Here is a 12,916-nt window from a genome sequence, read left to right on the forward strand (position 1 = left end):
GGGATTACTCCTTCGCGTCGGGCGAGGCCCCGGGCCGGCGAACCCAGAGCGACAGTGCGTAGAGGGCCAGCAGGGCGAGCGTAATTCCGTAGCAGGCCCAGACATAGCCCCACCCACCCTGGATGCGGCCGCTGCCCACCTGTCCCGGGGCGAGCTGCGCAAGCAACATCAGCGTCGAGAGCGTCGTCATGTTCAGGCCACCTTCGAGGGGTTGTGGGCCATGGGCGAGGACGTGTCGCCGGGGAGCGCGTCCGGGAGGGCCACCTCGGCCCGGCGCTCGGCCAGGGCCTGCCGGTAGCGGATGATGACGAAGAAGAGGGTGAGGGCCAGCATGCCGAAGGCGGACACGCGCAGCGGAATCACCATCTGCGGGTCCACCGTCTTCGGGCTGGACTGCACCTGGTGGAGGCTGCGCCACCAGCGCACGGAGAACCAGACGATGGGCAGGTTGATGGCGCCGATGATGGCCACCACCGCGCTCCATGTGGCGCGCTTGTCCGGGTCCTCCACGAAGCGCCGCAGCACGAGGTAGCCGGCGTACGTCACCAGCATGATGGCCTCGGACGTCAGGCGCGGGTCCCAGGACCAGTAGACGCCCCACGTCGGCCGGCCCCAGATGGCGCCGGTAATCATGCCCGCGGTGCCCAGCAGCAGGCCCACTTCCGCCGCGGCCTCCGCCGTGGCGTCCAGCCCCCAGCTCGCGCTGCTCTTCAGCAGGTAGGTTACCGCTGCCACGAAGTTGACGAACATCATCATCATGGCCATCCACTGGAGCGGCACGTGGACGTACATGATGCGCTGCACGTCGCCCATCTCCCGGTCCGGCGGCGCCCAGGCCAGGCCCAGCCACCAGCCCGCGCCGAGCAGGCCCAGGGCCAGCAGCGGCAGGCCCCACTTGACGAACTTGTTCATCGCTCAGTCCTCGATGATGCGCGGGAACAGCAGGAAGCCTACGCCCCAGTAAATCAGATTGAATCCGCCCAAAAGCCCCAACCATGAGCTTAACTGATTCATGGGGTCACCCTGCAGGACGAGGGTCGTCGCCTTGGCTGCGGAGAGAAGGGCCGGAATGACGAGCGGGAACAATAGCAGAGGCAGCAGCACGTCCCGCGCCCGGGCGTTGCTCGAAATCGCCGCGTAGATAGTGCCCGGCGCGCTGAGGGCCAGGCAGCCGAGGATGAGGATGAGGGCCAGGTCTCCGAGGCTGGTGGCGACGCGGACGCCGAACAGGGCCACCATGACGGGGAAGATGAGGGCGCCCAGGGCGAAGAGGAGCAGCGTGTTGCCCAGGGCCTTGGAGAGGAAGATGGCGCGCGGGTCCGCGGGCGCGAGCCGCACGCCGTCCAGGCACGCGTTCTCCGCCTCGACGCGGAAGGACTCGCCCAGCGACAGCACGCTGGCGAAGAGGATGGCCAGCCAGTAGTAGCCGCCCGCGTTCTTCTCCAGCAGCTTCGTGTCCGGCCCGAGTGCGAAGGAGAACATCAGCAGCGTGGCCAGCGCGAAGAAGATGATGGCGTTGAGCCGCGCGCGGGTGCGCCACTCGATGAGCAGATCCTTGCGCAAGAGCGCCAGCGTGGCGGCGACGATGCCGATGGGCCGGGGGCGGGGAGGCGTGCTCATGCGGCCACCGCCCGTCCGTCCTGGAGGTGCAGGCGCTCCTCGCACAGCGTCAGGCCCTGCTCAATCAGGTGCGTGGCGAGCACGACGGTGACGCCGCCGGCCTTGAGCTCCGCGATGATGCGCTCCATGTCGCTGATGCCCTGCGGGTCCAGCTCTCCGAAGGGCTCATCCAGCAGGGCGATGGCCGGCGTCTTCATGAGGAGCCGGGCGATGGCGAGCCGCTTGCGCATGCCGGCGCTGAAGCTGCGCACCGGGCTGTCCGAGCGGCGGGTGAGGCCCACGCGGGTCAGCAGCGAGCTCGCGGCGTCCTCCGGGGCAGGGATGCCGAGCAGCCGCGCCAGGACGGTGAGGTTCTGGAGCGCGGTGAGGTCCTCGTAGAGGAAGCTGGAGTGGGACAGGAGCGCCACGTCGCGACGCACCGCGTCCCGCTCCACCACGGCGTCGCGACCGAGCACCTCCACGCGGCCCGCGGTGGGACTGAGCGCGGTGGCGATGAGGCGCAGGAGGGTCGTCTTGCCGGAGCCATTGTGTCCGGTAAGCAACAGAGAGCGTCCGGCGGGGAGCGCGTAGGTGAGACGCGCCAGGGCCCAGCGGCGCCCATAGCGCTTGCTGACGTCGTGCAGCGCGAGCGCGGGGGCGGAGAGGGGAGGCATCGGCGCCGTCGTTCGTATCCGGAAATGGAAATGTCCTCCAGTGAAACCCGGAGGCACGGCAGGTCAGTGAAGGAGCGGGCCCACTGATCTGGAAAGCTTTTCCCATGGATGTGGTGAGAGGTGCCCGTGGGTTCCGTCCGGTTTCCACCGGAGGGCGTGTCCACCGCCCGGCAGCTTCCCTGCGCCGCCGGCCCCTTCCCTCTGCGAGAGCCACACCGGTGCCTACGTTCGGCATGGCATCCCCCCTGCACAGGCGCGGCGTGGGTTCTCCTCCCCGGGGAGGGAGGAGTCGGGCGGGAGGTTTCTTCTCCGCGCGGAGGGCGTGATGGGTACGGGAATGGTGGCACGCAGGGCAATCAAGGCGGCAGCGGCGGGAGTGATGCATTACAGCGGACTGCGCAAGGCGATGGCGGCCTTGCGTCGCGCGCAGTCCGGTGGCCGGCGCATCCTCATCGTCAGCTACCACCGCGTGGTGAGTGACTTCACCGGGGAATTGCAGCGCTCCATCCCCGGCCTCCTCATCTCGCAGGAGACGTTCCGCAAGCACCTGGAGGAGGCGCACGCCGCGGGCTTCGAGCTGACCTCCATCGGCGACGCGGTGGACGTCATGGCGGGCCGGCGTACCGCGAAGAAGGATGTGTGCGTCATCACCTTCGATGACGGCTACCGCGACGTGTACCGGTACGCGTACCCGGTGCTGAAGCAGATGGGCATTCCGGCAATCACGTACCTGCCCACGGCGTTCATCGGCACGGACAAGCGCTTCAACCACGACCGGCTGTTCCACCTGCTGCGCCGCGTCCAGGAGCGCCGCTTCCGTCCGCTGTACGACGCGCTGCCCGCGGCATCGCTGGAGCTGCTCGGGCCCATCGTCTCCGGGCAGAAGACGGTGTCGGCAGCGCTGGACGACTTCATCGGCGAGCACCCCACGCGCGTGCTCACGGACATCATCGACGCGCTGGAGAATCAGCTCGGCGGCGGGGCGGACCTGGTGCCGGAGCAGGGCGACGTCATGAGCTGGGACGAGGTGCGCCGCATGGCGCGCGACGGCTTCGAGTTCGGCGCGCACACGCTGGGCCACACCGTGCTCACGCTGGAGCCGCAGGCGGTGGTGGAGCGCGAGATTCTCGAGTCCAAGCGCACGATTGAACGCGAGGTGGGCATCACCGTGCGCGACTTCGCCTACTGCAATGGCTGGTACTCGGACGAGGTCATCCGCGTGCTGTCGGCCAATGGCTTCCGCTCGGGTGTCACCACGGAGGACTTCCCCAACCGGATTGGCGGAGACCCGTTCACCCTCAAGCGCAAGGTGCTGTGGGAGAACTTCAGCCTGGGCATGACGGGGGACTACTCGTCTTCGCTGACGGCGTGCCAGTTCGATGACTGCTTCGGCGTGTTGGGAATGAACCACCCGGTGCCGGGCAGGCGCCCGCACCACGTTGCCGGCACGGCGGGGGGCAACATCGTGCAGCCGGAGGCGGTGACGCCGCCCGTCCCGGCGGCGGGCAACGTGCTGGCCACGAAGGCGGCGACGCCTCCTGTCGCGGCCGTGGCGGGCAACATCATGAATCCGGAGGAGGCGGCGTCGCCGGTGAAGGAGGTTCCGTGAGCGGCAGTCCCACGCCGGCGGCGACCGGGGGAAGCTTCCTCGGCCGCGCCGGCCCCCTCGTGTTGGCCCGGCTCTTCACGGCCGGGCTGACGCTGTCCATTCCGCTCGTGCTCGCCCGGGTGCTGCACCTGGACGAGTACGGCACGTACTACCAGCTCTTCCTCATCGCCACGACGCTCTACTACGTGCTGCCGTTCGGCGTGGTGCAGAGCCTGTACTACTTCCTGCCCCGCGCGGAGGCGAAGCGGCCGTACCTGGGGCAGACGCTCCTCTTCATGTCCGCCGCCGGCCTCGTGGGCGCGCTGGGCGTGTACGGGCTGTTGGGGTACGTGGCGGGCTGGTTCTCCAACCCGGCGCTCGCGCAGTACCGGCTGCCGCTGGCGGCGTATACGGCCTTCCTGCTGGGCAGCTTCCCGCTGGAGGTGTCGCTCACCTCGCAGGGGCGCACGAAGGCCTCGGCTGTCGCCTACCTGGTGTCCGACGCGGTGCGCGCGGGCGTCATGGTGGTGCCGCCGCTGCTGGGCGCGTCGCTGTACGGGATGATGGTGGCGGTGGCCGCCTTCGCGGGCCTGCGCTACGTGGCGACGTGGATGGTGTCGCTGCGCGGTGTCACCGGGCCGCTGGTGGACCGGAAGCTCTTCCGCGAGCAGCTCGTGTACGCGGCGCCCTTCGGCGCGGCGATGCTGCTGGCGATTCCCCAACAGAACGCGCACCTGTACATGGTGGCGGGCGCGGTGGCGCCGGCGATGTACGCGCTCTACCGCGTGGGCTGCTTCCAACTGCCCGTGGTGGACCTGCTCTACACGCCTACCAGCGAGGTGTTGATGGTGCGGCTGGGCGAGCTCGAGCGCGAGGGCCGCCTGGAAGAGGGCGTGGATGCATTCCGCGAGGCGGCGGGGAAGCTGGCCTACGTGTTCCTGCCCTTCGCCGCGTTCCTCTTCGCGGCGGCGCCGGAGTTCATCGGGGCGATGTTCGGCGAGAAGTTCCTGCCCGCGGTGCCCGTGTTCCGGGTGAGCGTGCTGGGCGTGGTGCTGTCCATTCTTCCCATGGACGGCACGCTGCGCGCCCGGGGGCAGACGCGCGCCATCTTCGCCTCGTACGCGGTGAAGGCGGCGGTGACGGTGCCCCTGGTGTGGCTGGGCGTGAAGCACCTGGGGCTCATGGGTGGCATCGGCTCGTGGGCGGTGGCGGAGGTGGTGGGCAAGGCCATGTTGCTGGCGCGCGTGCCGGCGGCACTGTCCACGCCGCGACTGAAGCTCGGAGTCGCGGACGTCATTCCGTGGCGGGAGCTGGGCAAGGCGTCGCTGTCCGCGGCGGCGGCGGCGCTGGGCGTCTTCGTGCTGAGGGCCGCGGCGCATGGCGCGTATAGCCACCTGCCGGCGGGCTTCGTGTGGCGCGCGCTGCCGCTGGCGTTCGCGGGTGTGCTCTTCGTCATGGGCTACCTGGGCGTGCTGTATGCAGCGGGGGTGCGTCCGTTGAGCGTCCTCGCGGGGATGCGTGCTCGCAGGGCGGGGTGAGCGTCGGGCGGAACACGTGGGGAGGGCACTTCCCTCCCCACGGATGGGTACCTACCTTCCTCGCCGTCGGGAAATCGGGGTGAGGGAGGCGTGATGGGTGTCGACGCGATGACGTTGTACCGGCTCGCGCGCGGTCTGAAGAGGCGGGGCATTCCCCTGCTTCCGGCCGTGCTTCGCAAGGCCATCTACTATCTGCACAGCTCGTACATCCCCGAGGATGCGGAGATTGGGGAAGGGACGCAGCTGGGCTACGGCGGGATTGGAGTGGTCATCCACCGCGCGGCGAAGGTGGGGAAGAACTGCCTCATCTCGCAGCAGGTCACCATCGGCGGGCGCTCGGGCCTCGAGGGCGCGCCCGTCATCGGTGATTACGTCCGCATCGGCGCGGGCGCGAAGATTCTGGGCAACATCCGCATTGGCGACTTCGCGGTGATTGGCGCCAACGCGGTGGTGCTGAAGGACGTGGCTCCGGGCACGGTGGTGGCTGGAGTTCCGGCGAAGGTGATTCGCCAGGACCCGGATCCGCTCACCACGTACCAGCGGGAGATGGGGCTGTTGCCCCAGCGCGCACCGCTGTCGGCGGTGCCTCCCCCGGCTTCCATGCGGCAGTAGGGGAGGGCATTCATGAAGGTGCTCCTCATCGGGGACTACCCGCCTCCGTATGGCGGTGTGGCCATCCACGTACAACAGCTACACGGTTACCTGCGCGGTTGTGGGGTCGAAGCGAAGGTGCTGGACATCGGGAAGGGCGGCCGGCCGGCTCCGGACGTCCTTCCGGTGCGGAGTCCCGCTCACTTCGCCCTCCGGCTGGCGGGGTTCCTCTCCTCGGGGTGGACGTTGCATGTCCACACCAGCGGCAACAACCCGAAGTCCTGGGTGCTGGCGGGAATGGTGGGCGGGATGCCCGGGCTCCGGTCATCCCGTGTCATCACCCTCCACTCGGGGCTGCTGCCGGACTACCTGGCGGCGTCCGGAGCCCGGCGCAACTTCGCTCGCGTGGCGCTGGCCGGCTACGGGCGCGTGGTGGCGGTGTCCCAGGCGGTGAAGGACGCCGTCGTCGCGTGCGGCATTCCCGAGGAGAAGGTCGTCGTTCATCCCGCCTTCCTGGCGTCTCAGGTGCGGCCGGGGCCGGTGCCCGCGGTGGTGGACGCGGCGCGGGCCCGCCGCAGGCCGCTCATCGCCATGGCGCACCACCCCTCGCCCGTGTACGGGCGGAGGCTGGCGTTCCGCGCGCTGAAGCTCCTCGCGAAGGAATACCCGGACGTGGGCCTGGCACTCTTCGGGCCGGGGACGGACACCGAGGACTTCATCCGCGACGTGCGTGAACTGGGCGTGGCGGGGCATCTCGAGGTGCTGGGGGAACTGGACCACCCGGCGGCGCTCGGGTTGATGGCTCGCAGCGATGCCTTCCTCCGGCCCACCACGCACGACGGGGACTCCATCTCCGTGCGCGAGGCGCTGGCGCTGGGCGTGCCCTGCGTGGCCAGCGGCGTGTGCACCCGTCCCGAGGGGACGCGGGTCTTCACGGCGGATGACCATACGGACCTGGCCCGCGCGGTGAAGGAGGCCGTGGCGGCGGGGCCGGCGGAGCAGCCGTCGGTGGACGTGGGGCCGGAGTTGCTCGCGCTCTACACCGAGCTGGCCGGGATGCCAGCGGAAGCGGCAATGCCTTTCACGAAGTCAGACGACACAGCCTTCGATACGGGGGAGACGAATCATGCGGCGCAGTGATGACATGGACCTGGCCCGGCGCGCGTTGCGCGGGCGCGACCTGGTGGTGTTCTCCAACGACTGGGATGGGGACCCGCTCTCCAAGGTCCACATCATGCGGATCCTCTCCCGGGACAACCGCATCCTCTGGGTGAACAGCATCGGCAACCGCGCGCCTCGCGCGAATGCGCACGACGCGAAGCGCATCCTCAACAAGCTGGAGAAGTTCACCCAGGGCATCAAGGAGGTGGAGCCCAACCTCTTCGTCCTGTCGCCGCTGGCGATTCCCTTCTACGGCTCGGAGCTGGTGCGCAATGCCAACCGGCACCTGCTGCGGCTCCAGGTGCTCCGGGCGATGAAGCAGCTCAACTTCAAGAAGCCCATCTCCTGGAGCTTCCTGCCTGCCTCCGCGCCGGTGTCCGGCACGCTGGGCGAGGACTTCGTCGTCTACCACTGCGTGGACGAGTTCTCCGCCTTCAGCGACACCAACGGCAAGCACATCGCGGAGCTGGAGGAGCGCCTGCTGCGCCGCGCGGATTTGTGCATCACCTCGGCGGAGCGGTTGCGGGAGAGCAAGTCGAAGCTCAACCCGCGCACGGTGCTGGTGCGGCACGGCACGGACTTCACGCACTTCGTGAAGGCGTGTGACGCGGCCACGCCCATTCCGGCGGACATCGCGAACCTGCCGAAGCCCATCATCGGCTTCTTCGGCCTGGTGGCGGACTGGGTGGACCAGGAGGCCATCATCGCCACTGCGCGTGCCCATCCGGAGGGCTCGGTGGTCATCATCGGCAAGACGACGCCGGACTGCGATGACTCGAGGCTGCGCGCCGAGAAGAACATCCACATGCTGGGCCGCAAGCCGTACGCGGACCTGCCGGGCTACAGCAAGGCGTTCGACGTGGCGCTGATGCCCTTCAAGGTCAGCGAGCTGACGCTGAATGCCAACCCGCTGAAGGTGCGCGAGTACCTCGCCGCGGGCCTGCCCGTGGTGTCCACGGACCTGCCGGAAGTGCGCAAGGTGGGCTTGTGCAAGATTGCTTCGGACACCGGGGACTTCGTGCGCAAGGTGGATGAGTGCCTCGCGGAGGGCCCCGGTCCGAAGCGTGAGCGCGCGGACAGAATCTTCAGCGAGAGCTGGGACGCTCGCGTCGAGGAGATTCGCCACCACGTGGGCGCCGCCCTCGCGGCGGACGGGAAGGACCTCTAACCCGGGTCCGTTCGGGCGTAGCGGCGCCGAAGCCCGATTTTTCGGCCTCGGCGGTGGTCACCCCTGACAGGACATGCTCCGGCGGTTTCAGGCCGCAGTGTCGAGCGCGTCGGACTCACGGCCCGTCACCACGCGCTCCAGGTGCGCGTAGTGGCGGGCCACGCGCGCGTAGTCGGACGGGCGGATGTCCGGCTGCGCGAGCGTGCGCGTGAGGTCCGCCTTCGCTTCGAGGTAGTCCCGGCCACCGCGCTCCATGGCGCGGGCGGCGTCCTCGTCGGACAGCGTCAGGGGAATGCCGAGCCGCTCCTGCATGAGCTGCCGCAGCGTGTGGTCCAGCTCGGGGAGCAGCTCGCGCTCCACCTTCGCGCGGCGCATCAGCCAGCCCATGCTGCGCACGTACTCCAGCGCGGAGCGGTGCCGCTCCTGGCGCAGCGGGCGGGGCGCGCCGAAGCGCGTGCCGCGTGAGACGGCGTAGAGCATTCCCACGACGAGCACCTGCGCGACGAAGGCCCAGATGCCGCGCGACAGGGGCGGCGGTGGCTCGAGCTGGTGGTGATACTCGTCGACGAGCAGGGGGCCACGCGCGGCGAGCGCGTCCCAGAAGCGCAGGTTGTCCAGCAGCTCCAGCCGCCGGTTCTCCACGAGGTCCGCGCCCGCGAGCACGTAGATTTCGCCGGAGCCGAGCGCGCGGCGCCACACCGCCACCGCGCCGCCCAGGCCCGCCAGGGGCACGGCGTCGTCGTGGAGCATGCGCAGCCCCCGGTCCTGCGACACGCGCAGGCCCGTGAGTCCGCGTAGGGGCCCCGCGGCGAGCCACACGTCCACCGTGGTGCCGCCCGCGTCCGCCATCGTGGAGTCCAGTCCGCGGCTGCTCGCGGGCAGGAGCAGGCCGGAGTCCAATCGCAGCCACTTCTCCAGCGCCGCCTGGTATTTCCCCAGCTCGCGCGGGGACATGTAGACGAGCGTGCCGCCGGCCCGGACGAAGCGCTCCAGCTCGGCCACTTCTTCCTTCGACACGGGCCGGCCTTGAGGCGCCGCGAGCACCAGCGTGCGTGTGCTGGAGGGAATTGATTCGAGCGAGGTGGGGTGCGCGTCGACGCTGCGCCCGCCCTCGCGGAGGTAGAGATAGAGCGCGCGGGCGCCCTGCGCGCCGGTGTTCTCCACGGTGGGCACCACGGACTCGGGTGCCTCCGCGCGGGTGGACAGGCCCACGGCGAGCGCCAGGGCGATGAGGACGCCGAAGATGACCGCGATGCGGAGGTTCTTCACCGCGTGCCCTCCGCCGGCAGCGTGCCGTTGAGTTGCTCCACCGCCGCGACGAAGCTCGCCGCCTCGTCCGCCGGCACCGGCGCGAGCGAATAGAAGGCCCGGTCATACCAGCGGACCAGTCGCTCGACTTCGCTCACCACCGTCGCGGGGGCGCCGCGCGCGGGCAGCTCCGCGGCCAGCTCGCGGTTCGTCTTCACGCGGTCCGGTCTCGCCAGCCTTCGCTGCTCCAGCGCGGACAGCATGCCCAGGAGTCCCTCGCGAATCGCCTCGCGCGCATCCGAGCCCAGCGCCGCGCGGGCCCTCCGCAGATGCTCCCCCGGCGAGTCCAGCACCAGCGGCGCCTCGGCCTGCGTCGATGCGAGCGGCGCGGCGGCCTTCCGTCCCCGGCGCGAGGCGAAGCGCAGCACGCCCCACAGCGCCAGCGCGAACGCCAGTCCCAACATCACCGCGCGCGTGGCGACCGCGAAGCCCTGGGCCTCGTTCGACTCGAAGAGGCCCTCCAGCCAGGCCTCCAGCTCGCGCAACAGCCGCTTCACCCAGTCTCCGTGACGCTGGCGTGCGCGCGAGAACTCAGGCCGGTCCAGGATGGCCTTCAGCCGCTCCGGCTCACTCGCGGGCATCGCGGCTGGCGCGTCCCGCTCCGCCTCCTGCAGCGCGCACGCCCGCTCCAGGAAGCCCGTGAGTTGCTTCGCTCGCTCCGCGGGAGACGCATCCTCCTCCGCGGCGGGCAGCGGCATTCCGCCCATGCGCGCGGCCAGCCCGTCCACCACCGAGGACAGCTCGGCCGGGCGCGAGGCCGCCGTCTCCTCCAGCAGCCGCGAGGTGCTCTCGCGGTCCGCGCAGGGCAGGGCGGCCAGCATCAACAGGGGAATGTTCGTCAGCGTCACGGAAGCCTCGCGAGGGCGTCAGACGGCCAGCGTCGTCGCGGACGGCGCATCCATGCGGCGCTCCAGGTCCAGCGCCTCCCGGCGCACGCGCATGTCCAGGTAGAAGAACGAGCAGAAGACGTAGTGGATGGGCGTGAGGCACGACTGCGCCACCACCTGCACCAGCTCCGCGGGCACCAGCAGGTACTGCGGCGCGCGCGCCATCGCCGCGGTGTCGAACGGGCTTCCATACGACGCCATCACCAGCCACGTGGGAATGCTGGAGACGAGCTGCACGGAGATGAGGATGAGGCTCATCACCGTGTAGAGAATCATGGCCCGCACCACCACGCGCCCGAGGAATCCCGGACCGATGCGTCCGGACAGCAGCTCCCCGGAGCGCTTGAAGGAGTCCCAGGCGCCTCGGTCCTCCATGGCCATCACCGGCGGCAGCAGGAGGAAGCGCAGGAAGTACCAGAGCATCGCCGCGATGAGGCCGAGCACGGCGATGGGGACGGCAATCACCGCCAGCACCAGTGCCAGCGTGCTGGAGCCCATGCCCGCCACCACGGCCGCGATGCCGCCGAGGATGGCGCCGGGGCCCAGCATCAACACCGTCATCAACAGGGCCCACGCGATGGAGGCGACATACGCGCCGGTCAGCGGGCCCGCGCGGGAGAAGGCGCGGCGCAAGCCGTCGGCCGGGCTCACGGGCTCGCCGAGCTGCGCGGACACCACGTACCGGGACGTCGCCAGGGTGGCCAGCCAGTAGCTCCAGAAGAGGAACACGAAGAGGACCACCCACAGCCCGAACGACACGCCCGCCTCGCTCAGGAACCCCGTGGGGTCCTTCTGGGACAGGGCCTGCATGTCGGGCGAGTAGAGCATCGGCGACAGCCGCTGGCCCGTGAGGAGGGTGGCCTTCGTCGCGATGTAGTTCACCAGCGAGAAGCCGAAGCTCAGCACGAAGAGCGGCTTGAGGTGGGCGCGCCAGAAGGTGGCGGCACGGTCGATCATCTCCCCCATGGCGAGGGGGCGCAGCTCGGGAACAGGAGTGGGACTCACGCGAGGCGCAGCATAGCCCGAGCCGCCGCCGCCGGGTCTTTCGCCTCCAGCACCGCGGAGATGACCGCGAAGCCCGCGGCGCCGCGCACCTCGGGTGCCCGCTCGGGGGTGATGCCGCCGAGCGCCAGCGCCGGGCAGGGGAGCATCGCCGCCAGGGCCGCGAAGCCCTCGGGCCCCAGCGTGGCCCGCGTGTCCCCGGGCTTGGAACCGGGGGAGAACACCGGGCTCACCAGCGCCAGGTCCGCGCCGCGTGCCGAGCGGGCTTCGGCCTCGTCATGCACGGCCACGCTGACGAGCCGCCCGGGGGGCAGGTGCGGACGCACGTCCCCGGGTGTGGGCCCATGAGCGGGCAGATGCAGGTGCGCGCCCACGAGGAGCGCGACGTCCAGGCGGCCGTTGATGAAGAGCGGATTGCCCCGCGCACCGCACAGCCCGGCGAGCAGGCGGGCTTCTTCGAGGAAGCGGCGCCCGGAGGCCTCGGGGTGGCGGTGCTGCACGGCCACGTCGGGGCCCGCCTCCAGCGCGCGGGAGACGGCGCCCAGCAGTCGCTCAGCGGGCAGGCGCCAGTCGGTGATGACGATGAGCCGGGGGACCACCGCGGCCTAATGGTGGTGGATGCCTTCGAGGGGGCTCGACGCGGAGCCATAGGCCTTCTTCGGGATGCGGCCGGCGAGGTATGCGTCGCGGCCCGCCTCCACGGCCTTCTTCATGGCCACGGCCATGCGCACCGGGTCCTTCGCGCCGGCGATGGCGGTGTTCATCAGGATGGCGTCCACGCCGAGCTCCATGGCGATGGCCGCGTCCGAGGCCGTGCCCACGCCCGCGTCCACGATGACGGGGACCTTCACCGTCTCCATGATGAGGCGGATGTTGTGCGGGTTGCGGATGCCCAGCCCGCTGCCGATGGGCGCGGCCAGCGGCATCACCGCCGCACAGCCGGCGTCCTCCAGCTTGCGCGCGGTGATGGGGTCATCGCTGGTGTAGGGCAGCACGGTGAAGCCCTCCTTCACCAGGATGCGCGCGGCCTTCACCGTCTCCTCGACGTCCGGGTAGAGCGTCTTCTCGTCGCCGAGCACCTCGAGCTTCACCCACTTGCTCATGCCCAGCTCCTCGGCGAGCCGGCAGGTGCGCACCGCGTCGTCCGCCGTGTAGCAGAGCGCCGTGTTGGGCAGGAGGCGCACGCGGTTGCGGTCAATCCAGTTCATCAACGACGCCTCGCCCGTGGCCTTCAGGTCGAGGCGACGCACGGCCACCGTCACCATCTCCGTGCCGGACTGCTCGTGGCACTGCTTCATGATGTCGTGGCTGGGGTACTTCCCCGTGCCGAGGATGAGACGCGAGCTGAAGGTGACGCCCGCGAGGGTGAAGGGCTTGTCCTGGATGCTCATGGAACTCTC

14 protein-coding genes are annotated in these 12,916 nt (G+C 70.1%); 5 read left to right on the top strand and 9 right to left on the bottom strand.

Features of this window, described 5'->3' with window-relative positions; all coding sequences use genetic code 11:
- Positions 1 to 4 precede the first annotated feature (4 nt).
- From ACVTJA_RS22005 to ccmA, 4 genes are read right to left on the bottom strand one after another with little or no spacing between them, the layout of a single operon-like run.
- Positions 5 to 190 (bottom strand): hypothetical protein, encoded by a 186-nt coding sequence (locus ACVTJA_RS22005; protein WP_465838923.1) that lies wholly within the window; start codon positions 188 to 190, stop codon positions 5 to 7.
- 2 nt (positions 191 to 192) lie between these two features.
- A complete protein-coding gene (ccsA, locus tag ACVTJA_RS22010; RefSeq protein ID WP_465838924.1) occupies positions 193 to 912 on the bottom strand; it encodes a cytochrome c biogenesis protein CcsA in 720 nt (239 codons plus the stop codon).
- 3 nt (positions 913 to 915) lie between these two features.
- Positions 916 to 1,620, bottom strand: a complete 705-nt coding sequence (locus ACVTJA_RS22015) for a heme exporter protein CcmB (protein WP_465838926.1) — start codon at positions 1,618 to 1,620, stop codon at positions 916 to 918.
- Positions 1,617 to 2,273, bottom strand: coding sequence for a heme ABC exporter ATP-binding protein CcmA (gene ccmA, locus ACVTJA_RS22020; RefSeq protein WP_465838928.1), 657 nt, complete (start codon positions 2,271 to 2,273; stop codon positions 1,617 to 1,619). Before ccmA ends, ACVTJA_RS22015 begins: the two co-directional genes overlap by 4 nt.
- A 406-nt stretch (positions 2,274 to 2,679) precedes the next feature.
- Between ccmA and exoL the strand changes: the two genes are divergently transcribed.
- From exoL to exoP, 5 genes are all read left to right on the top strand, one after another.
- Positions 2,680 to 3,882: a spore coat polysaccharide deacetylase ExoL gene (exoL, locus tag ACVTJA_RS22025; RefSeq protein WP_465840480.1), complete on the top strand. Its 1,203-nt coding sequence runs from the start codon at positions 2,680 to 2,682 to the stop codon at positions 3,880 to 3,882.
- Positions 3,879 to 5,399 carry a spore coat polysaccharide flippase ExoM gene (gene exoM / locus ACVTJA_RS22030; protein ID WP_465838929.1) on the top strand — a complete coding sequence of 507 codons (1,521 nt, stop codon included), beginning with the start codon at positions 3,879 to 3,881 and terminating at the stop codon, positions 5,397 to 5,399. The genes exoL and exoM overlap by 4 nt, the downstream gene beginning before the upstream one ends.
- Before the next feature lie 93 nt (positions 5,400 to 5,492).
- On the top strand, positions 5,493 to 6,011 hold the full coding sequence (locus ACVTJA_RS22035) for a serine O-acetyltransferase (protein ID WP_465840481.1): 519 nt from the start codon (positions 5,493 to 5,495) through the stop codon (positions 6,009 to 6,011).
- Positions 6,012 to 6,023: 12 nt separating this feature from the next.
- Complete coding sequence (locus ACVTJA_RS22040) at positions 6,024 to 7,130, top strand: glycosyltransferase family 4 protein (RefSeq protein WP_465838931.1); 1,107 nt, start codon at positions 6,024 to 6,026, stop codon at positions 7,128 to 7,130.
- Positions 7,117 to 8,319, top strand: coding sequence for a spore coat polysaccharide biosynthesis glycosyltransferase ExoP (gene exoP, locus ACVTJA_RS22045; protein WP_465838933.1), 1,203 nt, complete (start codon positions 7,117 to 7,119; stop codon positions 8,317 to 8,319). The genes ACVTJA_RS22040 and exoP overlap by 14 nt, the downstream gene beginning before the upstream one ends.
- A gap of 87 nt (positions 8,320 to 8,406) precedes the next feature.
- Here exoP and ACVTJA_RS22050 read toward each other — a convergent pair whose 3' ends face one another.
- Genes ACVTJA_RS22050 through ACVTJA_RS22070 form a run of 5 tightly spaced genes read right to left on the bottom strand, consistent with a single transcriptional unit; the run spans position 8,407 to position 12,907 of the window.
- Positions 8,407 to 9,588: a DUF4350 domain-containing protein gene (locus ACVTJA_RS22050; RefSeq protein ID WP_465838935.1), complete on the bottom strand. Its 1,182-nt coding sequence runs from the start codon at positions 9,586 to 9,588 to the stop codon at positions 8,407 to 8,409.
- Complete coding sequence (locus tag ACVTJA_RS22055; RefSeq protein ID WP_465840482.1) at positions 9,585 to 10,469, bottom strand: DUF4129 domain-containing protein; 885 nt, start codon at positions 10,467 to 10,469, stop codon at positions 9,585 to 9,587. Before ACVTJA_RS22055 ends, ACVTJA_RS22050 begins: the two co-directional genes overlap by 4 nt.
- A gap of 24 nt (positions 10,470 to 10,493) precedes the next feature.
- Entirely contained in the window at positions 10,494 to 11,519 is a 1,026-nt protein-coding gene (locus ACVTJA_RS22060; protein WP_465838936.1) for a hypothetical protein, read from the bottom strand.
- Positions 11,516 to 12,115 (bottom strand): thiamine phosphate synthase, encoded by a 600-nt coding sequence (locus ACVTJA_RS22065; RefSeq protein ID WP_465838938.1) that lies wholly within the window; start codon positions 12,113 to 12,115, stop codon positions 11,516 to 11,518. The genes ACVTJA_RS22060 and ACVTJA_RS22065 overlap by 4 nt, the downstream gene beginning before the upstream one ends.
- A 6-nt stretch (positions 12,116 to 12,121) precedes the next feature.
- Complete coding sequence (locus ACVTJA_RS22070; RefSeq protein ID WP_465838940.1) at positions 12,122 to 12,907, bottom strand: thiazole synthase; 786 nt, start codon at positions 12,905 to 12,907, stop codon at positions 12,122 to 12,124.
- Between the last annotated feature and the right edge of the window lie 9 nt (positions 12,908 to 12,916).

The sequence above is a fragment of the Pyxidicoccus sp. M6 genome (assembly GCF_055568925.1).

Bases quoted from the DNA above. Each gene is read 5' to 3' on its own strand.
- exoP (WP_465838933.1), top strand. From the start codon at position 7,117: ATGCGGCGCAGTGATGACATGGACCTGGCCCGGCGCGCGTTGCGCGGG.
- ACVTJA_RS22015 (WP_465838926.1), bottom strand. From the start codon at position 1,620: ATGAGCACGCCTCCCCGCCCCCGGCCCATCGGCATCGTCGCCGCCACG.
- ACVTJA_RS22035 (WP_465840481.1), top strand. From the start codon at position 5,493: ATGGGTGTCGACGCGATGACGTTGTACCGGCTCGCGCGCGGTCTGAAG.
- ccsA (WP_465838924.1), bottom strand. From the start codon at position 912: ATGAACAAGTTCGTCAAGTGGGGCCTGCCGCTGCTGGCCCTGGGCCTG.
- exoL (WP_465840480.1), top strand. From the start codon at position 2,680: ATGGCGGCCTTGCGTCGCGCGCAGTCCGGTGGCCGGCGCATCCTCATC.
- ACVTJA_RS22005 (WP_465838923.1), bottom strand. From the start codon at position 190: ATGACGACGCTCTCGACGCTGATGTTGCTTGCGCAGCTCGCCCCGGGA.
- ccmA (WP_465838928.1), bottom strand. From the start codon at position 2,273: ATGCCTCCCCTCTCCGCCCCCGCGCTCGCGCTGCACGACGTCAGCAAG.
- ACVTJA_RS22070 (WP_465838940.1), bottom strand. From the start codon at position 12,907: ATGAGCATCCAGGACAAGCCCTTCACCCTCGCGGGCGTCACCTTCAGC.
- ACVTJA_RS22040 (WP_465838931.1), top strand. From the start codon at position 6,024: ATGAAGGTGCTCCTCATCGGGGACTACCCGCCTCCGTATGGCGGTGTG.